At 70.6% G+C, this 25621-nt stretch carries 26 protein-coding genes; 13 read left to right on the forward strand and 13 right to left on the reverse strand.

What is annotated here, in order from left to right:
* Together DLJ53_RS21565 and DLJ53_RS21570 are read left to right on the forward strand one after the other, a co-directional pair.
* Nucleotides 1-936 (forward strand): GMC family oxidoreductase (locus DLJ53_RS21565; protein WP_202913282.1); only part of this gene is annotated, 936 nt, incomplete at its 5' end.
* Between the two features lie 485 nt (nt 937-1421).
* On the forward strand, nt 1422-2153 hold the full coding sequence (locus DLJ53_RS21570) for a formyltransferase family protein (protein ID WP_111349156.1): 732 nt from the start codon (nt 1422-1424) through the stop codon (nt 2151-2153).
* Between the two features lie 374 nt (nt 2154-2527).
* Here the strand turns inward: DLJ53_RS21570 and DLJ53_RS21575 are convergent, their stop codons facing one another.
* A complete protein-coding gene (locus tag DLJ53_RS21575) occupies nt 2528-3178 on the reverse strand; it encodes a GntR family transcriptional regulator (RefSeq protein ID WP_244935129.1) in 651 nt (216 codons plus the stop codon).
* A gap of 92 nt (nt 3179-3270) precedes the next feature.
* Between DLJ53_RS21575 and DLJ53_RS21580 the strand changes: the two genes are divergently transcribed.
* From DLJ53_RS21580 to DLJ53_RS21615, 8 genes are read left to right on the forward strand one after another with little or no spacing between them, the layout of a single operon-like run.
* Nucleotides 3271-4134: an isocitrate lyase/PEP mutase family protein gene (locus DLJ53_RS21580; protein ID WP_111349886.1), complete on the forward strand. Its 864-nt coding sequence runs from the start codon at nt 3271-3273 to the stop codon at nt 4132-4134.
* Nucleotides 4135-4185: 51 nt separating this feature from the next.
* Nucleotides 4186-5169, forward strand: coding sequence for a TRAP transporter substrate-binding protein (locus DLJ53_RS21585; protein ID WP_111349160.1), 984 nt, complete (start codon nt 4186-4188; stop codon nt 5167-5169).
* Nucleotides 5166-5660 (forward strand): TRAP transporter small permease, encoded by a 495-nt coding sequence (locus tag DLJ53_RS21590; RefSeq protein WP_111349162.1) that lies wholly within the window; start codon nt 5166-5168, stop codon nt 5658-5660. The genes DLJ53_RS21585 and DLJ53_RS21590 overlap by 4 nt, the downstream gene beginning before the upstream one ends.
* Nucleotides 5660-6949: a TRAP transporter large permease gene (locus DLJ53_RS21595; RefSeq protein ID WP_111349164.1), complete on the forward strand. Its 1290-nt coding sequence runs from the start codon at nt 5660-5662 to the stop codon at nt 6947-6949. Before DLJ53_RS21590 ends, DLJ53_RS21595 begins: the two co-directional genes overlap by 1 nt.
* A gap of 4 nt (nt 6950-6953) precedes the next feature.
* Nucleotides 6954-8243 carry an MFS transporter gene (locus DLJ53_RS21600; RefSeq protein WP_146620054.1) on the forward strand — a complete coding sequence of 430 codons (1290 nt, stop codon included), beginning with the start codon at nt 6954-6956 and terminating at the stop codon, nt 8241-8243.
* Nucleotides 8244-8274: 31 nt separating this feature from the next.
* Nucleotides 8275-9573, forward strand: a complete 1299-nt coding sequence (locus DLJ53_RS21605; RefSeq protein ID WP_111349167.1) for a TRAP transporter large permease — start codon at nt 8275-8277, stop codon at nt 9571-9573.
* Nucleotides 9574-9607: 34 nt separating this feature from the next.
* Entirely contained in the window at nt 9608-10636 is a 1029-nt protein-coding gene (locus tag DLJ53_RS21610) for a TRAP transporter substrate-binding protein (RefSeq protein WP_111349169.1), read from the forward strand.
* Nucleotides 10637-10639: 3 nt separating this feature from the next.
* Nucleotides 10640-11155 (forward strand): TRAP transporter small permease, encoded by a 516-nt coding sequence (locus tag DLJ53_RS21615; RefSeq protein WP_111349170.1) that lies wholly within the window; start codon nt 10640-10642, stop codon nt 11153-11155.
* 85 nt (nt 11156-11240) lie between these two features.
* Here DLJ53_RS21615 and DLJ53_RS21620 read toward each other — a convergent pair whose 3' ends face one another.
* Genes DLJ53_RS21620 through DLJ53_RS36140 form a run of 3 tightly spaced genes read right to left on the reverse strand, consistent with a single transcriptional unit; the run spans nt 11241 to nt 13075 of the window.
* Nucleotides 11241-12242: a peptidyl-prolyl cis-trans isomerase gene (locus DLJ53_RS21620; protein ID WP_111349172.1), complete on the reverse strand. Its 1002-nt coding sequence runs from the start codon at nt 12240-12242 to the stop codon at nt 11241-11243.
* Between the two features lie 60 nt (nt 12243-12302).
* Entirely contained in the window at nt 12303-12683 is a 381-nt protein-coding gene (locus DLJ53_RS36135; protein ID WP_244935130.1) for a DUF1330 domain-containing protein, read from the reverse strand.
* Nucleotides 12680-13075, reverse strand: coding sequence for a hypothetical protein (locus DLJ53_RS36140; RefSeq protein ID WP_244935131.1), 396 nt, complete (start codon nt 13073-13075; stop codon nt 12680-12682). The genes DLJ53_RS36135 and DLJ53_RS36140 overlap by 4 nt, the downstream gene beginning before the upstream one ends.
* 132 nt (nt 13076-13207) lie before the next feature.
* On the opposite strand from DLJ53_RS36140, the gene DLJ53_RS21630 reads away from it, so the two are divergent.
* Nucleotides 13208-14014 (forward strand): helix-turn-helix domain-containing protein, encoded by an 807-nt coding sequence (locus tag DLJ53_RS21630; RefSeq protein WP_111349176.1) that lies wholly within the window; start codon nt 13208-13210, stop codon nt 14012-14014.
* Nucleotides 14015-14029: 15 nt separating this feature from the next.
* Here the strand turns inward: DLJ53_RS21630 and DLJ53_RS21635 are convergent, their stop codons facing one another.
* The 7 genes from DLJ53_RS21635 to DLJ53_RS21665 all read right to left on the reverse strand — a co-directional run bounded on the left by DLJ53_RS21635 (nt 14030) and on the right by DLJ53_RS21665 (nt 21352).
* A complete protein-coding gene (locus DLJ53_RS21635; protein WP_111349178.1) occupies nt 14030-14773 on the reverse strand; it encodes an SDR family oxidoreductase in 744 nt (247 codons plus the stop codon).
* Nucleotides 14770-15897: a CaiB/BaiF CoA transferase family protein gene (locus tag DLJ53_RS21640; RefSeq protein WP_111349180.1), complete on the reverse strand. Its 1128-nt coding sequence runs from the start codon at nt 15895-15897 to the stop codon at nt 14770-14772. The genes DLJ53_RS21635 and DLJ53_RS21640 overlap by 4 nt, the downstream gene beginning before the upstream one ends.
* Nucleotides 15894-16811 (reverse strand): HpcH/HpaI aldolase/citrate lyase family protein, encoded by a 918-nt coding sequence (locus tag DLJ53_RS21645; protein WP_162409465.1) that lies wholly within the window; start codon nt 16809-16811, stop codon nt 15894-15896. The genes DLJ53_RS21640 and DLJ53_RS21645 overlap by 4 nt, the downstream gene beginning before the upstream one ends.
* A 4-nt stretch (nt 16812-16815) precedes the next feature.
* Nucleotides 16816-17028 (reverse strand): hypothetical protein, encoded by a 213-nt coding sequence (locus tag DLJ53_RS21650; protein ID WP_111349183.1) that lies wholly within the window; start codon nt 17026-17028, stop codon nt 16816-16818.
* Nucleotides 17025-19013 (reverse strand): TRAP transporter permease, encoded by a 1989-nt coding sequence (locus DLJ53_RS21655; protein ID WP_111349185.1) that lies wholly within the window; start codon nt 19011-19013, stop codon nt 17025-17027. Before DLJ53_RS21655 ends, DLJ53_RS21650 begins: the two co-directional genes overlap by 4 nt.
* Before the next feature lie 85 nt (nt 19014-19098).
* The gene (locus tag DLJ53_RS21660) at nt 19099-20142 is read right to left on the reverse strand and encodes a TAXI family TRAP transporter solute-binding subunit (protein WP_111349187.1); all 1044 of its coding nucleotides are present in this window, start codon (nt 20140-20142) and stop codon (nt 19099-19101) included.
* A 70-nt stretch (nt 20143-20212) separates the two neighbouring features.
* Nucleotides 20213-21352, reverse strand: coding sequence for a CoA transferase (locus DLJ53_RS21665; RefSeq protein ID WP_146620055.1), 1140 nt, complete (start codon nt 21350-21352; stop codon nt 20213-20215).
* Between the two features lie 101 nt (nt 21353-21453).
* Here DLJ53_RS21665 and DLJ53_RS21670 point away from each other — a divergent pair, with 101 nt between their 5' ends.
* Both DLJ53_RS21670 and DLJ53_RS21675 read left to right on the forward strand, forming a co-directional pair.
* Nucleotides 21454-22383 (forward strand): LysR family transcriptional regulator, encoded by a 930-nt coding sequence (locus DLJ53_RS21670; protein WP_111349191.1) that lies wholly within the window; start codon nt 21454-21456, stop codon nt 22381-22383.
* Complete coding sequence (locus DLJ53_RS21675; protein ID WP_111349193.1) at nt 22380-23237, forward strand: alpha/beta fold hydrolase; 858 nt, start codon at nt 22380-22382, stop codon at nt 23235-23237. Before DLJ53_RS21670 ends, DLJ53_RS21675 begins: the two co-directional genes overlap by 4 nt.
* Here the strand turns inward: DLJ53_RS21675 and DLJ53_RS21680 are convergent.
* Together DLJ53_RS21680 and DLJ53_RS21685 are read right to left on the reverse strand one after the other, a co-directional pair.
* Complete coding sequence (locus tag DLJ53_RS21680) at nt 23228-24736, reverse strand: aldehyde dehydrogenase family protein (RefSeq protein WP_111349195.1); 1509 nt, start codon at nt 24734-24736, stop codon at nt 23228-23230. The genes DLJ53_RS21675 and DLJ53_RS21680 overlap by 10 nt on opposite strands.
* A 3-nt stretch (nt 24737-24739) precedes the next feature.
* Nucleotides 24740-25612, reverse strand: coding sequence for a polysaccharide deacetylase family protein (locus DLJ53_RS21685; RefSeq protein ID WP_111349197.1), 873 nt, complete (start codon nt 25610-25612; stop codon nt 24740-24742).
* Nucleotides 25613-25621: the final 9 nt, after the last annotated feature.

Raw genomic sequence — 25621 nt, forward strand, 5'->3', positions numbered from 1 at the left:
GAGGACGGGCGCGCGGTCGGCGTCGTCTACCGCCGCGACGGCGAGCGCGTCACGGTGCGCACGGCAGGCGAGGTCATCCTGTCGGCCGGCGCCATCGGCTCGCCGAAGATCCTGCAGCTCTCCGGCATCGGCGATCCCGCCTGGCTCGCGGAGGCGGGGATCGAGGTGAGCCACGCCAGCCCCGGCGTCGGGCGCAACCTGCAGGACCACCTGCAGCAGCGCGCAATCTACAAGGTCAGCGGCATCAAGACGCTGAACGAGACCTACCACTCGCTCGTCGGCCGCGCGCTGATGGGCCTCGACTACGCGGTGCGCAGGCGCGGTCCGCTCACGATGGCGCCGTCCCAGCTCGGCATCTTCACCCGCTCCGACCCGCAGCAGGCCCGGCCGAACATCCAGTTCCACATCCAGCCGCTGTCGCTGGACAAGTTCGGCGAGCCGCTGCACCGGTTCCCCGCCGTCACCGTCGCCGCCTGCAACCTGCGCCCGACCGCGCGCGGCACGATCCGGCTCGCGTCGGGCGATCCGTCCGCCGCGCCGCTGATCGCCCCGGCCTACCTCTCCACCGAGGACGACCGGCGCGTCGCCGCCGACGCGATCCGCGTCACGCGTCGTCTGATGGCGCAGCCGTCGCTCGCCGGCATGAGGCCGACCGAGTACCTCCCCGGCCCATCGGTGGGTGACGACGACGCCTCCCTCGCCAGGGCCGCCGGCGACATCGGCACGACGATCTTCCACCCCGTCGGGACGGCGAAGATGGGTCACGACGACGACGAGATGGCCGTCCTCGACGCGCGGCTGAAGGTCCGCGGCGTACGCGGTCTCAGGGTGATCGACGCCTCGATCATGCCGACGATCACCTCGGGCAACACCAACACGCCGACGGCGATGATCGCCGAGCGCGGCGCCGCGCTGGTGCTCGAGGACCGCCCCTAGCGGCAGACGCATCCGGAAGACGCCACGACCGCCTGGCGGCCCCGGCGCGCGGGTGGACGGAGGCCGCCCTCCGTCCGCCCGCATTGTCCGGGGTGGACCGTCGGGGCGGACCGCGCCCTCGGACGGAAGCGGCCGGCCGGGCGCCGGACCGCCCTCGCCCCGTTCGCGGGCGGTCTTCTCCGCGCGCTTCGCCTCCAAGGCGCCGATAGCGCCAGCCCCACGCACGTCGCGGCGAACCTGGCAGCGTGGTCGTCAAGCAGAGACCCCATCAAGGACCGTCACACGCCCGGCGCCACCCTCGATAGCGGGTTGTGCGGCGCACGCCTTGGAACTCCAATACAACTTAATAATATCTTATAAGTTGCATTAATTCAGATTAACCAACTAATCCTCCCAGGCGCTTGGCCTTGATGGGTTCTGGGATGATGCAGGATACGACTACTATTTATCGCAATTTGCTCTCAAAACGGGTGCCGGCGCCACACATGTGTTCCGCCGCGGGCTGGGGCATCCTGGCGCGGCCGGCTGCGCCGCGCGCGGAGCCCGAGGCCAGCGCGCTCAGGGTCTGTGCGCTGACGAGCTACGGCGTGGGTCTCGCGGCGTTGCGGGCCCTCGCCGACCTGTCGGCCGCCAATCCGGCCGAGCTCGCCGTGGTCGGCGTCGCCACCGACGACGCACTCGACCCCGGCGCGCGCATCGGGCGGCGCAAGCGGATCTGGAGCCACCTCAGTGACACGCGCATCGAAGAGCTCCAGGCCGACGTCGCGGACGTGGCGCTCTCCTGTGCGCCGTGGCTGTGGACCGGCGACGTGAAGACGGCGGCGTTCCGGACGCTTCTGGCGGAGGCGCAGCCGGACCTGATCGTGTGCTGCTGCTTCGGCCAGAAGCTCGACGAGCCGCTGCTGCGGACGCCCCGGCTCGGCGCCGTGAACCTGCACCCGTCGGACCTCTCCGCCGGTCATGGCGCAGGCTACGAGCCGCATGTCGACGCCCACACCCGCAACATCGACACGTCCATCTGGTCGGCGCACATGATGACGGAGGCGATCGACGCGGGTCCGGTGATCGCGACCTCCGACCCGGTTCCGGTGCGCGACGCGACCGGGGCGATCCCGCACACGCCCGACGCCTACTACGCGATGATGTGGCCGGCGCTCGCGGACTTCGCGCCCAGGGTCGTGAGCCAGCTGCGCGAGCAGGCGCCGGTCCCCGCCTGACGGCCCCGCATTCCCCCGGTCTGGCCCGCCGCCATCGACCGACCCCACCCGGCTCTGGCGAGCCGGACCGGCGCCCGCTGTCGGACGCGGATTTCATCCCGGACACGACGGAGTCTCCCTTCGGCGCTCACGCAATCCCGGACGGGAGCCTGATCGTCGGAGCCGCCGTCGCGCCCCCCGAAGGGCGGCGTGCGGGATCCGGTGCAAGGGGCCGGAGGCCGGCGGAGCCGCTTGCCCTTGCTCCGGATCCCGCACGCTGCCAGGGGGAAAGCGCGATGGCGGCTTCGACGATCAGGCGGGACTGATCGCTGGTGGGTCCCGAGCCCGCCGGAGGCCGCTGCCGTCCGGGCAGGATCGCCGCCCCGGTCCGGACCCTAGTTTTCCGTCCGCGCCGCGATGACGCCGGCGGAGAGGATGTGCGCGCGCATCACGGCCTGCGCCAGCGCCGCGTCGCGCGCCCGGAAGGCGGCGAGGAGGCTGACGTGGTCGCCGCAGCTCTTGTCGAGCCGCTCGGATGAGAAGCGGCGGTACGTGCGCATGATCAGCGCGAGGTCGATCAGCGGCAGCGCGACCGCCTCCAGCTGGGCGTTGCCGGAGAGATGCAGGATCCGGCAGTGGAAGGCCGTATTGGTCTCCGAGAAGGTCTTCAGGAAGCCTTCCTCGCCGCGCTCGGCGAGGGCGATCATCTCGGCGTTCATCGCCTCGAGCGCGTCGATATCAGCGTCCGTCACCCGCGTCGCGGCGAGCTCTGCCGCGTAGCCCTCGAGCAGCGCGCGCAGGTTGAAGAGGTCGCGGACCGTCTCGCTGCTCCAGGCCTTCACCAGCGCGCCGGAGCGCGGCTGCATCTCGACGAAACCCTCGGCGGCCAGCTTGCGCAGCGCCTCGCGCACCGGGGTGCGGCTGATCTCGGCCGCGCCGGCCAGCTCCTCCTCCCTCAGCCGCGCCCCCTCCTCGTAGCGGCCGCTGGTGATCCACTCGCGGATCAACCGGTAGGCGTGCGCCGCCGCGCTCTCATCCTTGGCCAAAGTCATATCCCATTTCTGTATACAAGACTTGCAATTTGCCGCGCCATCATGCCCTATACGGAGCAAATTGTATCCAAAGAAGGCACTTGAAGATGCCCACTCTGCGCGAACTCCTCGCTCGCCCCGAATGCCTCGTCGCTCCCGGCATCTATGACCTCATCTCAGCCCGCGTCGCCGCCGACGCCGGGGCCGAGGTCCTCTACATGACCGGATACGGCACCGTCGCCTCCCACCTCGGCCTGCCGGACGCCGGCCTCGCCTCGTTCCGGGACATGGTCAACCGCGTCGCCGCGTTCGCCGTCGTCGCGGAGGAATACGGGATCCCGCTTATCGCCGACGGTGACACCGGCTACGGCGGTCTGCTCAACGTCGACTACACCGTCAAGGAGTACGAGCGCGCCGGCGCGTCGGCCATCCAGCTCGAGGACCAGGTGTTCCCGAAGAAGTGCGGCCACACGCCCGGCCGCGCGGTGATCCCGCTCGAGGACATGGTGCAGAAGATCGAGGTCGCGGCCGAAGCGCGCCGCAGCGACGACTTCCTCATCATCGCCCGCACCGACGCGCGCACCGTTCACGGCTTCGACGCGGCGCTCGAGCGCGTGGAAGCCTTCGACAAGGCCGGCGCCGACATCCTGTTCCTGGAATCGCCCGAGAGCGAGGAGGAACTCGCCAGGGTCGCCAGCCACTTCAAGAAGCCGGTGCTCGCCAACATGGTCGAGGGCGGCCGCACGCCGGTCCTCACCCGCGACCGGCTGACCGAGCTCGGCTTCTCGATCGCCCTCTTCCCGGCGATCGGCTTCCTGTCCGCCGGCCGGGCGCTCGACGACGCCTATCGCCGGCTGATCCACGACGGCCAGACGGTGCCGACCCAGCAGCTCTACCCCTTCAACGACTTCTCCAAGCTGATGGGCTTCCAGCGCGTCTGGGACTTCGACGCCAAGCACGCGCGCGACTAGCGCGCGGCCCGTCCGCCCGGCCCCAACAAAACCGATAAAGAGGAAACCCCAATGAAACATACGCTTCTCGCCCTCGCGGCAGCCGTGTGCCTGACCGTTCCGGCCAAGGCGGAGATGATCACCCTCGCCTCCACGGTGCCCAACAACGGCATCAACAAGGTGATGGTCGACACGCTGACCGAAGAGCTGGGCGAGCGCCTGCCGGACGCGTCCCTCGATGTCTTCCTCGACGGGACGCTCGGCGGCGAGCGGGAACTGATCGACCTCGTGCGGATCGGCGAGACGCAGATCCACATGGGCGTCATCCACGCGTCGGAGTACTTCCCGAACCTCGACGCGACGCTCGTCCCCTACCTCTTCCCGGACTACGAGACCGTCGAGGCCTTCCTCGCCTCCGAGACCGGCGACAAGATCAAGGCCGCGCTCGAGGAGAAGGGCAACGCCAAGTTCCTCGGCACCTACTACCAGGGCGCCCGCTGGGCGACGGCGAACAAGCCGTTCACGACGCTGGACGAGCTTAAGGGCCTCAAGATCCGCATGCCGGAGATCCCGCTGTGGATCGAGATCTGGTCCGGTCTCGGCGCCGTCACCACGCCGATGCCCTCGCCCGAGGTCTTCTCCGCGCTCCAGACCGGCGTCATCGACGCCCAGGAGAACATGATCTCCAATATCTACGGCCGCCGGATCTACGAGGTGCAGAAGTACCTCGTCGGCACGCGTCACCAGCAGAGCTACGTGACCGTCATGGCCAACCTCGACTTCTGGAACGGCCTCTCCGGCGACGAGCAGGAGGCGCTGCAGGCCGCCGTCGATGCAGCGACCGCCGCCGCCACGGAGGCCGCCGAGGCCGAGAACGAGCGCATCATCGGCCTCATCAAGGACGCCGGCGTCGAGGTCGTCGAGCCCGCGCCGGAGTTCCGCGAGAAGGCGATGCCGGTCATCGAGAAGGCGGCCAAGGGCGTCCTCGACGAGGGCATCTATGAGGCGGCAGTCGAGGTGATCGAGGCGCAGTCGAGCAACGACACCGCAAAATGATCCGCGTGACGGACCAGCTCGCCAAGGCCTCCGAGGCCTTGGCGACGATCGCATTCATCGGCTTCTTCGCCGCCATCCTGGCGCAGATCGGCTACCGCTACCTCGGAATCAGCCTGGTCTTCTCCGAGGAGGTGGCCCGGCTTCTGAACCTCTACGTGGTCTTCATCGGCCTCGTCGTGGTCACGGTGCGGCACGGCCACATCCGGATCGACCTCCTCGACCGGATCTTCGGCCCCGGCCCGGTGACGTCGGCGCTCTACCGGATCCAGCTCGTGCTGACCTTCGTGTTCCTGGCCTCGGTCGCCTGGGGCTCGTGGTCGCTGACCTACGCGAACTGGCCCTATCCGCTCGCGACACTCGACTTCATGCCCAAGGGGACCATCTACCTGGCCCCCTTCCTCGGTGCGGCGCTCGGCGCCGTCGTCTCGCTTCTTCGGCTCGTGCAGCCCGTCCCCCCGCTGGGTGAGCCTCTCATCGAGGAGACCGAATAATGGCATCCGGCCTCGTCTCGATGCTCGTCCTGATCGTCCTGCTCCTCGTCGGCGTGTCGGCCGCCGTGGCGCTGGGCCTCGCCTCGATGGGCTATTTCGCGGTCACCCGCGGCATCCTGGAAATTCCCCACACCATCATCGCGCAGCGGCTCGTCGCCGGCGTCGACTCCTTCACGCTGCTGGCGATCCCGATGTTCATCTTCGTCGGGCACATGATGAACGGGTCGGGCGCCACGAGCCGCCTGTTCGCCTTCGCCAACGCCCTCGTCGGCCACGTCCGCGGCGGCCTCGCCCAGGTCAACATCGTCGCCTCCATGCTGTTCGCCGGCATGTCCGGTTCGGGCGTCGCGGACGCCGCCGGCCTCGGCGCGATGGAAGTCCGCGCCATGCGCGAGGCGGGCTACGACGAGAAGACCACCATCGGCGTGACGGTCGGCTCCTCGCTGATCGGCCCGATCATCCCGCCCAGCATCCCGGCGATCCTCTATGCCGTTCTGGCCGGCGTGAGCGCGGCGGACATGCTGCTCGCAGGCCTCATCCCCGGCCTCCTCATGGCCGGCGCGCTGATGGCGCTGGCGGCGCTGATGGCGCGGTGGCGCAACCTGCCCTCGAGCCCCTTCCCCGGCGGCCGGGCCCTCGCCGGCGCCTTCGCCCGCGCCTTCGCGCCCCTGATGACGCCGGTGATCCTCCTGTCCGGCATCTTCGCCGGCGTCTTCACCGCCACGGAAGCCGCCGCGGTGGCCGGCCTCTGGGCGCTGATCGTCGCGACCGTCTTCTACCGCAACCTCGGCCTGCGCGGCGTCATCGAGGTGTTCCGGCGCACCGCCTACGACACGGCGGTCATCTTCTTCATCCTGGCCGCGTCGTCGCTGTTCGCCTGGGTGCTGACCCGCGCCCGCGTGCCGGACACGATGGCGAACTGGATCACCGAGCTGACGACTCAGCCCGCCGTCCTGATGGCGCTGCTGATCGTCTTCCTGCTCTTCATCGGCTGCTTCATGGCGGTCTCGGTGGCGATCAACGTGCTGACGCCGATCCTCGTCCCCATCGTCATCGCGTTCGGCTTCGACCCGGTGCACTTCGGCGTCGTGATGATCATGCTGCTCGTGATCGGCGAGGCGACGCCGCCGTTCGGCATGGTCCTCTTCGCGATGACCAAGGTCGCCGACACGAGCTACGAAAAGGTCGCACTCGCGTCTCTACCCTGGCTCGGAGCGATTCTCGTCGTCATCCTGCTCGTTGCCGCAGTGCCGCAGTTGGCGCTCTGGCTTCCAGGGCTTATGCGTTAGGTTGATGACGTCCACGGTTAAACTCCCCCTCCTCCTAGCCGAGACGACCGCGGTCCAGGCGGTCGGCACGGCCGCGGTCCTGGCGATCGCGGCCGTCGCGCCGGCCGTCGCGGTGTCGATCGGCGTTCCGGCCTCGCTCGTCGGCACCCAGATCGCGATCGCCTATCTCGGCGGCATGACCTCCTCGGTCTTTGCCGGAATGCTGGTGGGAAGTGTCGGACCGTGCCGCACGGCGCAGATCGCGATGGTCCTCAACGCGGCGGGCGCCGGCCTGTGCGCCGTGCCGTCGGTGGGCCCGATCATCGCCGGCACCTTCCTGATCGGCCTCGCCTACGGCCTGATCAACCCGTCCGCGTCGACGCTGCTCGCCCAACATGCGCCGCCGCGCCGGCGCAACATCGTCTTCTCCATCAAGCAGACCGGGGTGCCGATCGGCGGCGCGCTGGTCGGCCTCGTCGGTCCCCCGCTCGCGCTGTCGGTCGGCTGGAGCGCGCTCCTCGTCGGCATCTCGCTGATCTCGCTGAGCCTTGCCATCGCGCTCGAACTGGGACGCAGGACGCTCGATTCGAACGCCCCGCGCAGCACCCTCTCGGCCGGCGCGGCGATCCGCGGCCTCGCCGGGATCCTGCGCAACGGCCCGCTCGCGTGCATCGCGCTCGCCTCCTTCTGCTTCTCCGCCATCCAGCTCTGCACGATCTCCTTCCTCGTCGTCATGCTGGTGGAGGAGTACGGCTTCACCCTCGTCGGGGCCGGCGGCGTGCTCGCCGCGGTGCAGGGGACGGGCATGGCGGGGCGCCTCTTCTGGGGCGTCGTCGCGGACGTGGCCGGCGCCGGCGCGCAGGTCCTCGCGGGCCTCGCCCTCATGATGGCCTGCGCCGCCGGCGTCATCGTCGCCGCCGGGTTCCTCGGCTGGCCGGTCGCCGTCGTCATCGGCGCGCTCATCGTCCTCGGTTTCACCGGCGTCGGCTGGAACGGCGTCTACCTCTCCGAGGTGGCACGCTACGCCCCGATGGGGGACGTCGGCGCGATCACCGGCGCCGCCATGGTGTTCACCTTCGCCGGCGTCCTCGTCGGGCCGAACATCTTCGTGGCGATCCACTCCGTGCTCGGCTCCTTCTCGCAGTCGTTTATCGCCCTCGTCGTGGCCGCCGGCATTGCCTTCGTGCTCATGACCACCATCCTCATGCGCCGTCCGTCCTCGGACGGACTTCCGGTCCACGCGACCGCCGTCCAAAACACGTCAAGCGACCCCTCGCACCAGACGCGGGGCGCAACGAAGGGAGAACACCGATGAGGCAGTCTGACGTCGGCGTGGAGATGGCCGCGTGATCGAGCCCATCATCGTCGTTGCGGTCATGCTCGGACTGATCGCAATCGGCGCGCCGATCTTCCTGGCGCTCGGCGCGTCGGGCCTCCTCGGCCTCTACATGGCACGCGGCTCCATGGCCTTCTTCTTCGGGCCGACGTCGCTGTTCGGCCAGCTCAACAGCTTCGAGCTGCTGGCGCTGCCGCTGTTCATCCTGATGGGCAACTTCCTGGCCGCGACGCCGGTCGGCAAGAACCTCTTCCACGCCGCGGTCGCATGGCTGCACTGGCTGCGCGGGAGCCTCGCCATCTCGACCGTCGGCGCGTCGGCCGTGTTCGGCGCGGTGAGCGGCGTCTCGATCGCCGGCGTCGCCGCCGTCGGGTCCATCGCCGTGCCGCAGATGCTGGAGCGCGGCTACAGCCGCACCATCGCCGCCGGCAGCGTCGTCTCGTCGGGCGCGCTCGCGATGCTGATCCCGCCGTCGGTGCCGCTCATCATCTACGGCGCGGTGTCGTCGGTCTCGGTCGCCGACCTCTTCATCGGCGGTATCGTGCCGGGCATCGCCCTCGCCACGGCGCTCGCCCTCTACCTCTACATCCGCGTGCGCATCTACCCGGAGGAGGCGCCCGCGTACGACGGCGAGGCCTTCACCTGGGGCGACCGGATGCGCGCGCTCGGCGGCATCTGGCACGCGATCATCCTGATCGTCTTCGTGCTCGGCGCCATCTACTCCGGCATCGCGACGCCGAGCGAGGCGGCCGCGTTCGGCGCGTTCGGGGCCTTCGTCATCGCCGTCGTCATCTTCCGTGCGCTGGACTTCAAGGGCATCGTCAAGGTGCTCGGCTCCACCGCCCGCATCTCCGGCGCGATCCTGCTCATCATGGGCTGCGCGCGGATCTTCGGCGACTACCTCAACCTCGTCCGCGTGCCGGACGCGATCACGAGTGCCCTCATCGGCACCGGCCTGCCGCCCGAGATCGTGCTAATCCTCGTGATGCTCGTCCTCGTCGGCCTCGGCATGCTGGTCGACGCGGTGTCGCTGATCGTCGTCTCGGTGCCGATCCTGCTGCCGCTGATCCTCGCCCTCGGCTACGATCCGCTCTGGTTCGGCATCATCCTCGTGATGAACCTCGAGATCGCGGTCATCACCCCGCCGGTCGGGCTCAATCTCTACACCCTGAAGGCGGTCGTTCCGACGTTGCGGCTGGAGGAGATCATCCGCTCCGTCGTCCCGTTCGTCTTCGTGCAATTCGCATTGCTGGTCGTCTTCGTCCTATTCCCGTCGATCAGCCTGTGGCTCCCGAACCTCGTGCGTTGAGGGATCGGTCATCAACAACATGGAGGAAGCAAACATGATCCGCCGTCATTTCCTGGGCGCCGCCAGCGCGCTCGCCATTCTCGCCACCATCGCCGGCGTCCCCGCCGCGCAGGCGCAGGAGACGCTCACCGGCGTCACCTACATCCCGCCGTCCTACGAGGACCTCGCCTACGGCTACCAGGGCTTCGTCGAGGCGGTGAACAAGGCCGACCCCGACGTCCTGCAGCTCGACTTCTACGACTCCGGCCGCCTCCTGAAGGCGGACGAGCAGCTCCCCGCCCTGCGCTCGGGCAACATCGACCTGATGTTCCACACCACGAGCTACGTGACGCGCTCGCTGCCGATCCTCGGCATCCTCGGCCTGCCCGGCGTCGTGGAAGCCCTCTACGAGAACCCGGACCGGCTGAAGCGCGGCTCGCCGCTCTTCGAGCTGATCGCCGGTGAACTCGAGAAGCAGGACCTGAAGCTCCTGACCCTCGGCGGCGGCATCTTCGAGCCCGAGTACATCTGGTCGACGGCCAACGCCCCGGTGACGTCGATCGACGACATCAAGGGCAAGAAGGTGCGCGTCGTCTCCTACGAGGCGACCGACGTGATCGAGGACTTCGGCGGCGCGGCCGTGCGCGTTCCCTCCTCCGAGCTCTACCTCGCCCTGCAGCGCGGCACCGTCGACGCCGCCGTGGCGACGATCTCGACCATCAACGGCCGCGACCTCAACGAGCAGACCGCCAACGTCTACCGCCTGCCGCTGACGGCCTTCGCCATCGGCATCTTCATGCGCAAGGACCGCTACGACGCGCTCTCCGACGAGGAGAAGGCGGCGCTCGACGCGGGCGTCGAGTGGTTCGACGCCGAGAGCGTGAAGGCGGCCAACGAGGAGTACTTCGCCAAGCAGTACTGGCCCGCCTTCAAGGAGGCCGGCCTCTCCGAGTACCAGGCCGACGAGGCGGCGATGCAGAAGCTCGACGAGGTGTCCGAGGACGTCCGCGAGGAGTGGATCGGTCAGGTCGGCGACGAGGTCGGCCGTCGCGCGATCGCCCTGGCGCTCGGCAAAGAGAGCTGATCGATGCTCGCCCTGCCGGTCAAGATCGTCGAGGGCGTCGGGTGGGTGCTGCAAGCCATCGGCCTTTTCGCCGTCGGCTTCATGGCGCTCACCATCTGCTACGACGCCATGATGCGCTATCTCTTCGCCGCGCCCACGTCCTGGTCGCTGGAGGTGAACTCCTACCTGGTCGTCTACCTCGCGGTGATGACGGCGGCGGACGTGCACCGGCGGGGCGAGCACATCGCCATCACCCTGTGGCCAGAGAGTGCGGGCCCGGCGACACGCCGGGTCCTCAGGGTCATCACCGCGGTGGTCGGGATCATCCTGTGCTCGATCCTCGCCTGGCGCGGCTACCTCATGAGCCATGACGCCTTCCGCTACGGCGAGCGCGTCTCCAGCGCGTTCGGCACGCCGACGTGGATCCCCTACGCCATGCTGCCGATCGGCTTCACGACGCTGGCGCTGCAGTTCCTGATCAACGCCTTCCGCGACCCCAAGCCCGCGCAGGACGACGGCGTCCCGTCCGCCGTCCTGTAGCCGCCCGCAGCCGCATCCGGGGCCGGGCCTTCTCCACCGGGAGGCCCGGCCTCTCCCTTCATGGGCCCGGCCTGGGCGGCGCGGGTCACCGTGCCAAAACCGCCTCCGGCGCCGGACGCACGACCTCGTAGCCCGCCGTCAGCGCCGCCAGCCGTTCCTCGGCGAGGTGCCGGCCAAGCTCCTTGCGCCAGTCCTCCTCCAGCGCCGCGCGGATCTCCTCCAGCGGCGGAAGGCGCTTCGGCACCACACTTCCGAGGCGCACGAGGTGCCGGCCGAAGGCGCTGTCGACCGGTCCCGCCCACACCCCCGGCTCGAACCCCTTTATTTCCGCGTAGAATCCCCGCCCGAACGTGCCGTCGATCATGGCCTCGGTGCTCGGCGGTACCTGTTCCGGCAGCATCGACCCCTCGACCAGGTCATCGGGCACCGTGCCCTCGCGGACCGCGGCAAGCACGACGTCGGCGGGAGTTTCGGGGCGCAGCCGCACCTGTTCGAACGCGACGCGGGCCGGTGTCTCGAACCGCTCCCGGTGGGACTCCAGGTGCTCCGCCAGATCGATCTCGCTCGGGTCGATCGCGTCGGCGGCGCTCTCGGTCAGGAACAGCATCTTCTGCGCGAGGCGCTGGCGGATGACCGCGTCGCCCTGGTCGAGGCCGAGCGTGCGCGCCTCGCGCACGAGCACCTCCTCGCGGATATACTGGTCGATCAGCCCCTCGAGCTCGTCCGGGGTCGGCGGGCGGCGCCACGTCGCCTCGAACTGGCTCACGAGCCGGGCGGCGTCGCTCGCCGTCACCTCCAGCCGGGCGACCGGCGGGGGCGCCGGCGTGTCGTCCAGCGCGCCGAACAGCAGGAAGATCGCCGCGCCGAGGACGAGGAAGTGCACCAGCGGCTCGCGCAGCAGGCGCAGCATCACCCACCACCCCCGGCCCCGCCGGGCCGCGGCTTGTGCCGCGCGCGGACCGCCCGTCCCGGCGGGTCGGAACACGGTCCGCTCCGGCACGTCCGGCAATGTCCGTCCCTCGATCCGCGCATCGTCGGCAGTTCCCCGCGCCATCAGGCCGTCAAGCACGGGAGCATAGTCGATCACGCGCGGCTCCGGGTCCAATTCCGGACCCACCGCCGGGGCGGGCGACCATGCCGGGAGCCGTCAGCCATTGTCTCGGAGGATGTCCGTCGCCTTGTGATCCGGGTCCGTCCCTTCGATTATTGCAACCGCGCCATGGCTGTTGCGCAGACGCAACTGGATGAGCGCGCGGTAGTCTTCGCTCACATACCACGCGTGCGCGGCCTCCGCCGAGGGGAAGGCGATGACGATGAGATCGGCATCCCACCGCCCCTCCAGCACCGCCGCCCGTCCGCCGTGGATGATGAACCGCCCCCCGAACGGCGCCAGCGTCCCGTCGATCCGCCGCAGGTACTCGGCGATATCCGGCCCCATCCGCACGTCCCGCAGCCACCCCACCGCGTAGGCGGGCCGGTCTCCCCGGGGCGCGACGCGGTTGCCGGACGGCGATCCGTCTCCGCTCACGACTGTGCCCCGAGCGGCGCGCTGCGCATGGCAAGGGCCGCCTCCATCGCCATCAGGACGGCGACCGCCATGGACTGGGCGAGGACGAAGGCGACTCCCAAGATCGTCAACGGAAGAAGTGCGACGACGGCGAGGCTGCCGGCGATCCAGAGCACGTTGCCCGCCACCACCAGCCCGGTTCCGGTCCGCAGCGGCAGGGTCTCCATCGCGACGAGCGCCATGACGGCGGCGGTCGGCAGCAGCGCGAGCCCCGCGTAGACCACGAGGTCGGGCGGAAGCCCCGTCGCCCCGGCGACCGCCTGGCGCGCCGCCAGGAGGAACGCCCCCATGACGCCGCATGTCCCCGCATCGACCAGCAGGATCGCGCGGAGCGAGTTGCGATTGGGTGACATCGTCAGGTCTCCTCTCATGCCCGGTGGCGGCTGCCGCACCGGAGTTCGGGGGGACCCTGCCGCGTCCGCGACGGCGGTTCGATTACCTGTCAGGTCGTAGACGCGGCGGAGCGCGCACCGTACCAGTCAGCGATGGACGAGACCTCGCACCCTGTCGGCGCGCTCCTCAAAGACTGGCGGCAACGGCGCCGCCTGAGCCAGCTCGCGCTCGCCTCGGACGCGGACGTCTCCCAACGCCACCTCAGCTTCGTCGAGACCGGCCGCTCGGCGCCGAGCCGCTCGATGGTCCTGCGCCTCGCCGAGCGGCTCGACATCCCGCTGCGGGAGCGCAACGCCCTCCTGCTGGCCGCCGGCTACGCTCCGTCCTACCGTCAATCTTCGCTGGAAGCGGCGGATTCCGGGGCGATCCGTACCCAGATCCAGTCCATTCTGGACGGACACTCCCCCAATCCGGCCCTCGCCGTCGACCGGTACTGGACGCTGATCGCGAGCAACCGCGTCCTCGCGGCGCTCCTCGGCGATGCGGATCCGGCGCTCGCGGTACCGCCGGTCAACGTGCTTCGCCTGACCCTCGGCCCCGGCGCCATCGCGGACCGGATCGCCAACTATCGCGAGTGGCGCGCGCACATCCTCCACCGCCTCGCGCGCGACGTCGAGCGCTCGGCCGATCCGGCGCTCGGCGACCTCCTGACGGAGCTGCGCGGCTACGCGCCGCCGCCGGGCGCCCGGCCCTACCGAGCGAACGCCGGCGCGGAGGCCCGCGCCCTTGCCGTCCCGCTGGAGCTCGCGACGCCGCGCGGCGTCCTGCGCCTGATCAGCACCACGACGGTGTTCGGGACCGCGACGGACGTGACGCTGTCGGAGATCGTCCTCGAGTGCTTCTACCCGATCGACGAGGCCGGCGCCGCGATCCTCAACGACCTCGCCGCCGGCCCCTAGCGGGAAGACGGGGCCTCAGCGGGCGCCGCCCACGTCGATCACCGCGCCGGAGACATAGGACGCCTCGTCGGAGGCGAGCCAGAGGATGAGGTTGGCGACCTCCTCCGGCGTCCCCGCACGGCCCATCGGCAGCTTCGGACCCATGGTCGCGATGCGCTCCGGCATCCCCGCGTTGGCGTGGATCTCGGTGTTGATCAGCCCCGGGCGGACCGAGTTCACGCGGATCCCCTCGCGCGCCACCTCGATCGAGAGGCCGATCGAGAGGCTGTCCACCGCTCCCTTGCTGGCGGCGTAGTGCACCCACGTATGGGCCCCGCCGAGCTGCGCGGCGCGCGAGCCGACGTTGACGATCGACCCGCCGCGCCCGCCGCGCTTCGTCGACATCCGCCGTACCGCCTCGCGGCAGCAGAGGACGTAGCCCGCGACGTTGACCGCCAGCAGCCGCTCGAGGTCGTCCGCCGGGAGGTCGACGATGGGACCGTTGCGGCCGCTCACGCCGGCGTTGTTGACGAGGACGTCCGGCGCGCCGAACGCCTCGTCACAGGCGGCGAAGAGGCTGAGGACGCCCACCTCGCTCCCCATGTCCGCCTGGACCGCGATCGCCTTCGCGCCGAGCGCCTCCGCCTCGGCGACGACGGCGTCCGCGCTCGCCCTGTCACGCCCGTAGCTGAAGCAGATCGCGTGGCCCGCCTCGGCCGCACGGCGCACCGTCGCCGCGCCGATGCCACGGCTCCCGCCGGTAATGATCGTGTTCGTCATGAGATCGTCTCCGATTGGCGGCCCGCGGGGAGCATCGCGTCGTCCTCGCCGATCGCGGCCGGACGGAAGGCGCGCTCGGCCCCCCGGTCGCTGCGCCGCGGCACCCGGCCGGGCACCGCCATCGCGGAAAACTCCGGACGCGGCGCGGCGATCACGTCGCCACGGGCGCGGAAGTAGGCGTCCCCGGCCATCGACAGGCCGTCATGGACCCGCCCCGCCTCGATCCCGTGGCGGCGCAACTGCTCCGCGGCCTCGTCGGCGTCGACGGTCGCGGCCCACGCCTGCAGCGCCTCGTCCGTGTCGCCGCCGGTCAGGGTGCGGATCCGCGGTCGCGAATCGCCGTCGACGAGCACGAACGCCTCGGCCCCGTCGCGCATCGCGACCGGCACGAACCAGCGCTCCGGCACGCCGGGCGCGCCCCAGCCGTAGGGGTCGTTGGTGCCACGGCGGCGCGGCGGCTCGCCCGTCGCCGCCATCAGGGCGAACTGGGTCTCCATCATCCGCAGCAGCGGCTCGTAGAGAGCGACGTCGATGTGGACGGCCCGGCCGCCCGCACAGTCGCGGTGCCAGAGCGCCATGTTGATCGCCATGGCCCCCATCAGCCCGGCGGTCGTGTCGGCGAGGCTGAAGCCCACGAACAGCGGCGTCTCCTCCGGTGCCCCGGTCACCGGCAGGAGGCCCGAGAAGCACTCGGCGATCTTCCCGAAGCCGGGCCGCTTGCCGTAGGGCCCGCTCTGCCCGAAGCCCGACACGCTCATCACCACGAGCCGCGGATTGCGGGCCGACAGCACGTCGAAGCCGAGGCCGAGGCGCTCCAGCACCCCGGGACGGTAGTTCTCGACGAAGACGTCCGCCTCCTCGATCAGCGTCAGGAAGCGCTCGCGCTCGGCGGGGTCCTTGAGGTCGAGGCCGACGCAGTGCTTGTCGCGCGCGGCGACGCCCCACCACAGCGGCACGCCGCTCGGCGCCGGGCCCATCTGGCGCACCGGGTCGCCGCTGTCCGGCCGCTCGACCTTGATCACCTGCGCGCCCTGGTCCGCGAGCAGGCTGCCGCAGAACGGACCGGCGATCACGAGGCCCGCCTCGACGACCTTCAGTCCCGCGAGTGGACCCGCAGCGCTCATGCCGCCTCCCCCGCGGCGGTCGCCGGGAGGATGCCGCGCCGCGTCGCCTCGTCGACGATGTCGTGCGCGTGGGGGAGCATCGCGTAGTCCACCATCGTCCCCTCGTAGCGCACGGCAGAGTCGCCCCGCGCCTCGGCGGCGGCCATCGCGTCGATCATGCCGGCGAAGTACTGCGCCTCCTCGCGGGTCGGCACGAACACCTCGGCGGCGACCTTCACGTGGCTCGGGTGGATGAGGACCGCGCCGACGAAGCCGAACCGCTTGGCCCGCTCGGCCAGCATGCGCACGCCGTCGAGGTCGTCGAGCCCGGTGCCGATGAGGCTCGCCATCGGGTACGGCGCACCGCCGGCCCGGCTGTCGAGGATCATCTTCGAGGCGAGGTAGAACTGCTCGGAGCCCTCCATCGTCGGCAGGAAGCCGGCGGCGCGGGCGAAATCGCCGATGATCGGCCCGCCCATCAGACCGATGACGCCGCGGCAACGGTCGCTGGCGGCGGCCATCTCGCGCGTCGCCACCATGCCGCGCGCGGTCTCCGGCAAGGGCAGGATCGCGACACTGCCGAAGGGCATTCCCGCCTTCCCCTCACCGTAGGAGATGAGGCGGTCGAGGGTCCTGATCTCCTCCACCGAGTCGGACTTCGGCAGCATGATGCCGGCGAGACCGTCGGTGACGATCTCCGGCACGTCGTCCATCCCGATGTCCGACAGGGCATTGACGCGCACGAACGCCGGCACGCCCTTTTCCTTGAGGACGGCGATCATCTCGCGCGCCATCGCCCGCCCCTCCACCTTCATGCTCCGCGGCAGGGCGTCCTCGATGTCGATGACGACCGAGTCGGGAGCGAAGCGGTCGACCTTCTTCGCCCAGTCGAGCTTGTGGGCGGGGATGAAGAGCATGGTCCGCAGCGGCCACATCGGCTTAGTCCTCTCTTGTGTCTTGGGTGTCGGCGGCGGCGTCGCCATCGCTGGTGGCGATCTCCCACCACAGCAGCGCCGTCAGCGCCGCCGCGGCGATCGCGATCGCGACGAGGAAGCCGGCCGGATCGATGAACTGGAGCGAGACGCGGGCGGTGAACCACCACAGGACGACACCGACGGCGATGGTCCCGGCCCAGACGGCAAGGTTTCTCATGCGGTCCTCCTGGAGAGCGCGGCCGCGCCCCGCGAGCGGGTGACGACGTAGGCGATGATGCCGGCCGCGAGCGCCGCGCCGGCGGCCTCGGTCAGGCGGTCGCTCCAGATGAGGAGCAGCGCGGCGACACCGAGGCCGATCCGCTCGACGATGGAGAGCGTGGTGCGGAACCAGCCCTCGACGGCCATCGCGAGGAGGAAGACGCCGAGCGCGGCCGTGATCGCGGCGAGCGTGATCTGCCACCACGCGCCGTCCATCAGCAGGCCGGGGTTGTAGATGAAGATGAACGGCACGATGAAGCCCGCCAGCGCCAGCTTCAGCGCCTGGTAGCCGGTCCTGTTGAGGTCCGCGCCCGCGATGGACGCCGCCGCGTAGGCCGCGAGCGCCACCGGCGGCGTCACGTTGGCGAGGATGCCGAAGTAGAAGGCGAAGAGGTGGGAGGCGATCTCCGGCGCGCCCATCTGCACCAGCCCGGGCACGATGAGGACCGCGACGGTGAGGTAGACCGCCGGCGTCGGCAGGCCCATGCCCAGCACCAGCGCGATGATCGCCGTCAGCACTAGCGCCAGCGGCAGGATCCCGTGCGAGGCGCTGATGACGAACTCGGCGAGGAGGTTGCCGGCGCCGGAGACCCAGACGGTGCCCATCAGCACGCCCGCCGCCGCCACCGCTGCGCCGACCGGCACGTTGCCCGCCATCGCCGAGATGACGGCCTCGAGGTAGCGCCCGAGGGGCCGTCGCGTCGCCGGCCGCAGCAGCGAGAGCAGGAAGAGGGAGACGATGCCGATGAGGGCCGCGCGCTGCGGCGAGTAGCCGTAGAAGAACGGCGCCACGAGCGCGGCGATGGCGAGCAGGAAGTGACCGCCCGACGCGAGCACCGGGAGAAGCCGCGGAAGCTCCCCCTCGATGCTGCCGAGCGCGCGGCGGCGGGCCCTCAGCGCCACCTGAGCGAAGAGGGCGCCGAAGTAGAGCGCGGCCGGGATCAGCGCGGCGATGACGATGTCCCAGTAGTTGATACCGAGGAAGCCGGCCATCAGGAACGCCGCGGAGCCCATGATCGGCGGCATGATCTGCGCCCCGGAGGAGGCCACCGCCTCGACCGCGCCGGCATATTCCGGCCGAAAGCCGGACCGCTTCATGAGCTGGATCGTGAACGACCCGGTGCCGGCGACGTTGCCGACGACCGAGCCCGACGCCGTGCCGAGGAGCGCCGAGGAGCAGATCGCGACGTGCGCCGGCCCGCCCGGCTGGCGGCCCATCACGGCGAGCGAGAAGTCCTGGAAGAAGGCGACGGCGTTGGTTGTGACGAGGATCGCGCCGAACACGAGGAACAGCATCAGGTAGCTCGCCGCCACAGCGGTCGTCGGTCCGAACACGCCCTGGTCCTGCATGAAGAGGATCTCGACGAGCGTCTGCCAGCGCACGTTGGGCGCGGAGAAGCCGGCCGGGAACCACTCGCCGAACAGTGCCTGGAGCAGGAAGAGGAGGATGATCGCGATCATCGGCCAGCCGATGAAGCGGCGGGTCACCTCGAGCGTCGCCGCGATGTAGATGATGCCGAACGCGAGGTCGACCGGCAGCGGGAAGCCGATCCGCCGCGCGAACGCCTCGTAGTCCGACAGCACGTGGACGAGCCCGGCGAAGAGCGCGGCGATGATCAAGAGGTCGAGGAGGAGGAGCGGCAGCCCGCGCCGGTACCACGGCGTCCCGACCGGCGACCGCGACAGGAGGCCGATCGACAGGATCGCGAAGACGAAGGCGATGCGCTGCAGGTAGCCCGTCATCGCGCCGAACGCCGCGGTCATGATGAGCATCGTCCCCAGCGCCAGGCTGAGGAACATGATCGCCGCGGCGAGCCCGCGCTGCAGGCCGGAGCCGCGCCGGATCACCCGGCGGAGGTGATCGACGGTGTTGTCGTCGATGTGCTCGGTCGCGTCGTCACGCACGGCCTCGCCGGCGGCCGCGGTCGCTGCGTCAGGGGTCATGGGCCTCGCCTTCGCCAGGGAGCGCGCAGCGGGGATCGCCGCGCGCCGGTCGTCTCGTCAGAACGCCCTCGGGGCGTCCTTGCGGTCAGGACGGATCGTTGGCGGCGCCGATCTTGGTGATCGGGATGCCGGCCTCCTCGAAGCAGCGCTGTGCGCCGGGGTGCAGCGGCACGAACACGGTCGAGGCGGCGCGCTCCGCCTGCTTCTCCGCACCCTTCCAGCCGGGCACGACCTCGCCCCAGATCTTGGCGTTGTCGCCGACGTAGAGCTGCTGGCAGACCTTGTAGACGAGGTCCTCGTCCGCATCCTTGTTGACGATGTAGCCGAGCGAGAGCTGCACGCCTTCGACCGGCTCGGTCTGCCAGTCGTAGGTGCCGGCCGGCATCGTGTTGGCCACGAACGTCTTGTAGCGGTCGAGGAGGGCCGCCTTCACCTCCGGGTCCATCGAGACGAGGCGCGGTTCGTTGTTGGCGGCGAACTGGGTGATGATCGGCGCCGGGTGATCGCCGGTGAAGAACACCGCGTCGAGCTGCCCGTCACCCAGCATGTCCATCTGCTGGTTCCAGTCGCCGGTCACGACGAGGCCGCCGTTCGCCTTGATCTTGTCGTAGGAGAGGTCCACCCCGCCGAGCGCGACGTTGACCATCGTGGAGGTCAGGCTGTCCGCCGGGCCGACGCCGATGCGCTTGTCGGCGAGGTCCTTCCAGGACTGGATGTCGCTGTCGGCGTTGACGACGAAGGTCGGGCTCGCGGACGGGCGGTTGAGGAAGCCCAGGTAGGAGCCGACGTAGCGCAGGTCCTTCATCGGCTCGCGGCCCTCGAAGGTGCGCTCGCCGTTCCACGCGTCGAGGACGTTCTCGCCGACGCCGTGGCCGAAGTCGGCCTCACCGCTCTCGACGCGGGGCGGCGCCGCGGCGGCGGTGCCCGGCAGGCGGCGGATGGAGATGCGCGTGTCCGGATGGGCGCGCTTCAGCGCCTCCTCGAGGACGGTGAAGGCGAGATCGCTGGTCGACCCTGCCGAGCCGCGCCCGATGATGACGAACGAGTTGTTCTGCGCGCTTGCCGGCAGCACCGTGAACGCAGCCGCAAGCGCACCCGCACCGAGCGCGATCCTGGCAAAATATCTCATGGGTCTCCTCCTGATTTTATTGTCCTTACGGGTCGCCGGTCGCCGTCTTCGATGCGGGTCCGGCGGACGGTCAGCCGAGCATGGCGAGCACCGCGTCCCTGTCCTGTCCGACGGTAGGGCCCGTCGAGCGCACGTCGGCGCCGCCGTCACTCGTGCGCGGCAGCGCGGCCGGCATCGCGATGCAGCCGCCGCCGTCCGCCGGCACGTCGACGATGTTGCCCCGGGCCGCGACGTGGGGGTCCGCCATCAGCTCTGCCGCGCCGTAGATCGGGCCGACCACGACGTCGTTCTCGGCGACGAGGCGCAGCGCCTCCTCGCCGTCGTGACGGGCGAACCAGTCGCCGATGAGGTCCTCCAGCTCGTCCATGTGCTGGGCGCGCGCTGCGGGGGTCGCGAAGCGGGGATCCGCGCTCAGCGCCTCGCCGCCGACCATCGTCAGCAACCGCCGCGCGATCGCCGGCGTGGCGGCCGAAACGGAGAGCATCTGGCCGTCGCGCGTCGTGAAGATGTTGCCGATATTGGCGTTCATCGGGAAACGGTTCCCGGTGCGCTTCTCGGCCCGGCCGAAGGCGGTCGCGACGATGACCTGCCACTCGTTCATCCGCGCCAGCGCCTCGTGGAGGGCGAGGCGCACGGGTTCGGGCTTCACCCCGGCGAGGCGGGCTGCGCGCAGCTCGCCCATCGCGAGCATCAGCGCCATCATCCCGGCGGTGTAGTCGGCGAGCGGCATCTCCGGCTGCACGGCGAGGCCGCCGAGCGGGCCGGTGATGGCGCCGATGCCGGATGCCGCGCCGGCGAACTCGGTCCGCGTGCTCCACGGCCAGAGGTCCGGCCGGTCGGCACCGGTCGGAAAGAGCTCGACGTCCACGGCCTTCCGGGCGGCCTCCGCCAGCGGCGCGGCACGGGACGTCGTGTCACGGAAGACGATGTCGGCCTTTTCGGCGAGGCGGGCGAGCGTGGACGCGCCGTCCTCGGTGCCCGGATCGATGGCGATCGAGCGCTTGTTGCGGCCGAGCGAGGCCCACCAGGGCGCCTGCGCCGCGGATGGCGCGAGGCGGCGCAGCGGCGTCCCCTCCGGCGGCTCGACGATGACCACCGTCGCGCCGAAGTCGGCCGCGATCGCCGCGGCAAAGGCCGCGGCCGGCGTATCCGCGCACTCGACAGCAAAGACTCCGGCAAGGAGCCCGGATGCCGGCTCCGAAACGGTCACGGCAGATCCTCCCGATTGTGCCAGGTCGTATCGCCTGACTTGACGAAAGGGTTTCACGCGGCTCAGGTTTATTCAAACGAATTTATTTGAACTGTTGATCGATGGAACCGATCACTGCAATCAACTTCAAGCTCACCGAGATGGCGACGTTCGTCGCCGTCGCCGAGCTCCAGAGCTTCCGCGCGGCGGCGGACCGGCTGAATGTCGCGCAATCGACGGTGAGCGTGCGCATCCGCCACCTGGAGGAGGCGCTCGGGATCACTCTGCTGCAGCGATCGACGCGGCACGTGGTGCTGACGAGCGGCGGCACGCGGCTCCTCGCGGCGGCGCGCGTGACGCTCGGCGAGCTGGAGCAGCTGGCGACGCAGCTTCGCGACGAGGGTCTCCTGCGGGAGGGCCGCGTCACGGCGGCCGCCCTTCCCTCCATCGCGGCGACGGTGATCCCGGCGCTGCTGCTGCGCTTTGGCGAGAGGCATCCAAGCATCGAGGTGTCGGTGGCCGACATGGTCGCGGACCGGTGCGAGGCGCTGCTGCTGGCGGGCGACGCGGACCTCGCGCTCTCCTCCCCGCCGCAGCCCAATCGCGGCCTGAAGTTCCGTCCCCTCTTCCGGGACGAGTGCCTCGTCGTCGTTCCGCTCGACGACACGCTCGCCGCCCGGTCCTCGCTGCGCCTCGAGGAATTGACCGAACGCCCGGTGCTGGCGCCGATCCGCGGCTCCGGCTTCCGCGCGGACATCGACGCGGCGTTCGCGGCCAACGGCCTGACGCTCAATCCCGCCCGCGAGGCGCACAACCTCTCGACCCTGATGGCCTACGCCGAGAACGGCGTCGGCGTCAGCTTCGTGCCGGCCACCTTCGCCAAGAAGCTCGACCTCGCGCGCTGCCGGACGGTGCGGATCGCGCCGAAGCCGTATTTCCGCACGCTGGGCATCGTCACCCGCGTGAACCGTCCGATCTCGCCGGCGGCCGAGGCGTTCATCCGCTTCGTCGAGGCCCGCCTGGCGGCACCGGCGCAGGAGACCGACCGATGACAGAACGCCGGATCCGACTGGGCGACGGCGCCGAGATGGAGGTGGAGACGGCCGGCACAGGGGGGCTCCGCGTCGCGATGCTCCACGGCGCGATGTCGTCCCGGCGGATGTTCGACGCCCTCAGCGACCGCCTTCTGGCCGGGCATTCCGGATTGTCGACGCTGGCGGTGGACCTGCCGGGCTTCGGCGGCTCGTCGAAGCCCGGAGGCGGCTACGGCTACTCGGCGCAGGCGGCCCGTATCGCCGCGGTGCTGCGCGAGGACCCCCGGCCGACCGTCGTCGTCGGCCATTCGATGGGCGGGGCGATCGCCCTGACGCTCCTGCTCGCGGCGCCCGACGTCGTCGACGGGCTGGTGCTGATCGGTACGGGGCTCGGCCGCTCCGGAGGGTCCGGCTCCATCGCCGCCTACGGGACACCCGCGCTCGAGCGGGAGCTCATGTCCCGCTACGTCGCGGGGTGGCTCGTGGACCCCGATCCGGCGCTGGTCGACGCGCTCGTCGAGGACGCGATGCGGATGACGCCGGCCTCCTTCGACGGCGTCCGCGCCGCGATCGGTGCCTACGACCTCGGTGCGGCCAAGAAGCGGCTGGCGGCGCTGGACCTTCCGGTCCTCGTGATGCGCGGGGCCAGGGACCGGACGCGCACCGCGGCCGAGGCCGCCGAGCTCACCGCCGCCTTCCGCCATGCCGCGCTCGTCGAGATCCCGGACGCCGGACACTGTCCGCACCGCGAGAAGCCGGAGGCGGCCGCGGCCGCGATCCTCGGCTGGCTCGGCGAGGTGGCGGCTCCGGCCGGAGCACGCGGCGCGACAATCGCCGCAGCGCAGGGTGCGGGCGGCGCGGATCAGCTGTAGCGCTTGCCCTCGGCCTCGCCCTCGAACCAGTCGAACGGCTCGGGAGAGAGGTTGACCACGACCGACTGCACCTTGGTGTACGACTCGTAGCAGGCGATCCCGTTCTCCTTGCCGAGCCCCGAGGCCGCGAAGCCGCCCCACGGCGAGGACGGGTCGATCCGGTGGTGATCGTTCACCCAGACGATGCCGGCGTCGATGGCGTGGGCGACGCGGTGGGCGCGCGAGACCTCGCGGGACCAGACGCTCGCCGCGAGTCCGAAGGGCGTGTCGTTCGCCAGCCGGATCGCGTCCGCCTCGTCCTCGAAGGGCAGGCAGCAGACGACGGGGCCGAAGATCTCCTCCTGGGCGACCCGCGCGCCGCTCGCGACGTCCGCCAGCACCGTCGGCGTGTAGTAGTAGCCGCGGGCGAAGGCCTCGCCGCCGGGCCGGGCGCCTCCTGCGACGACCCGCCCGCCCTCCTCCCTGCCGATGGCGACGTAGCGCTCCGCGGTCTCGCGCTGGCGGGCCGAGACGAGCGGCCCCATCTCGGTCGCCGGGTCGGTCGGGTCGCCGACGCGGATGGCGCGGGCCCGCCGGCCGAGCGTCTCCACCACCTCGTCGTAGACCGACCGCTCGACAAGAAGCCGGGCACCCTGCACGCAGGTCTGCCCGGCGGCGACGAACGAGGCGAACAGCGCGCCCGCCGTCCCCGCCTCGACCATGTCCGCGAAGACGACCACCGACGCCTTGCCGCCGAGCTCGGCCGACATGGGGATCAGCCGCTCCCCGGCGATGGCGGCGACCTTGCGCCCGGTCGGCGTGCCGCCCGTAAGATCGATCTTGGCAATCGAAGGATGGTTCACGACCGCCGCGCCCGCGTCCGGTCCGAAGCCGGTGACGACGTTGTAGGCGCCCGCCGGCAGTCCGGCCTCGGCAAGCACCTCTCCCAGCATCAGCGGCGTCAGCGGTGCGATCTCGCTGGGCTTCACCACCATGGTGTTCCCCGCCGCCAGCGCCGGCGCCACCTTCTTGGTGAGGATCAGCAGCGGATGGTTCCACGGCGTCAGCGCGCCGACGACGCCGAGCGGGCGCCGATGCGAGTAGTTGAGGTAGGAGCCGCCGAACGGGTGGACGCGCCCCTCGTGCGTGCGCGCCAGCGCGCCGAAGTAGGCGTACCACTCCGGGGTGCGGGCGAGCTGGGCCTTCATCTCGCGGATTGGCCGGCCGGTCTGCGCCACCTCGGCGGCGACGAAGTCGTCCATCCGCTCCGCCAGGATGTCGGCGGCGCGCGTCAGGATGCGGGCGCGCTCGGCCCCCGGCATGCGCCCCCAGACCGAGCGTTCCGCGGCGGCGACGGCGCGCGCGACGTCCTCGGCGTCGCCGTGGGCGGCGGTTGCGATGGTCGCCGCCGTCGCCGGGTTCTCCACCTCGAAGGTGCGGCCGGAGGCGGCCGGCGTGAACGCGTTGTCGATGAAGAGGCCGTAGGCGGGCATGGCCCCGCGCGGTTCGGATGACGTCATGACTCAGGCCGGAGCTTGCTCTTTGTACCAGTCGAGGATCTGCGCTCCGTTCCAGACGGCGACGTCCGGAGCGGCGGCGATCTTCTCGAGGATCTTGCGGACATAGGGCGCGCGGTGCGGCACGCCGACGATGTAGGGATGGAGGACGAGCGCCATCACGCGCGTCGCGTCCGCGCTGTCCTCGTAGAGCTGGTCGAACTGGTCGCTCGCCCGCTGGAAGTACTCGCGCGCCGGGTGGTGCTGGATCAGCATCATCGCGACGTCGTTGCACTCCTGGGTGTAGGGGATGTTGTGGATCGGTCCGCCGCGCGTCTGAAGGCGCACGGGCTGGTCGTCCAGCACCCAGTCGCACACGTACTCGTAGCCCGCCTCGACGAGGAGGTCCGGCGTCTGCCACGTCTCGGTGAGGCCGGGGCCGAGCCAGCCGCGCGGGCGGCGGCCGGTGACGCGCGAGATCACCTCGGTGGTCCTCGCGATGTCGGCGGCCTCGTCCTCGACCTTCTGCATGTTCTTCTGCGTGAAGCCGTGGCCCATGAACTCCCAGCCGCGCTCGAGCGCGGCGTCGGTGATGGCGCGGTAGCTCTCGACGGCGGTGCCGTTGATCGCCAGCACCGCCGGCAGCGACAGCGCGTCGAACATCTTGAGGAGGCGCCAGAAGCCGACGCGGTTGCCGTACTCGTGCCAGGCCCAGTTCGGGATGTCCGGCGAGGGCGAGCCGCCGGCGGGCGGCGTGAGGACCGTGCGCGGCATCGGCTGCGTCGGGTCCCATTCCTCGATGTTGATGATGATCCACACCACCATGCGCTTGCCGTCCGGCAGCGTCAGGGCCGGCCGGTCGGTGATCGGCGCATAGGAGAGGCGTTCGTTGGGCAGCATCGCAGAGGT

The organism is Acuticoccus sediminis (genome assembly GCF_003258595.1).
In the GTDB taxonomy this organism is placed as follows: Bacteria; Pseudomonadota; Alphaproteobacteria; order Rhizobiales; family Amorphaceae; genus Acuticoccus; species Acuticoccus sediminis.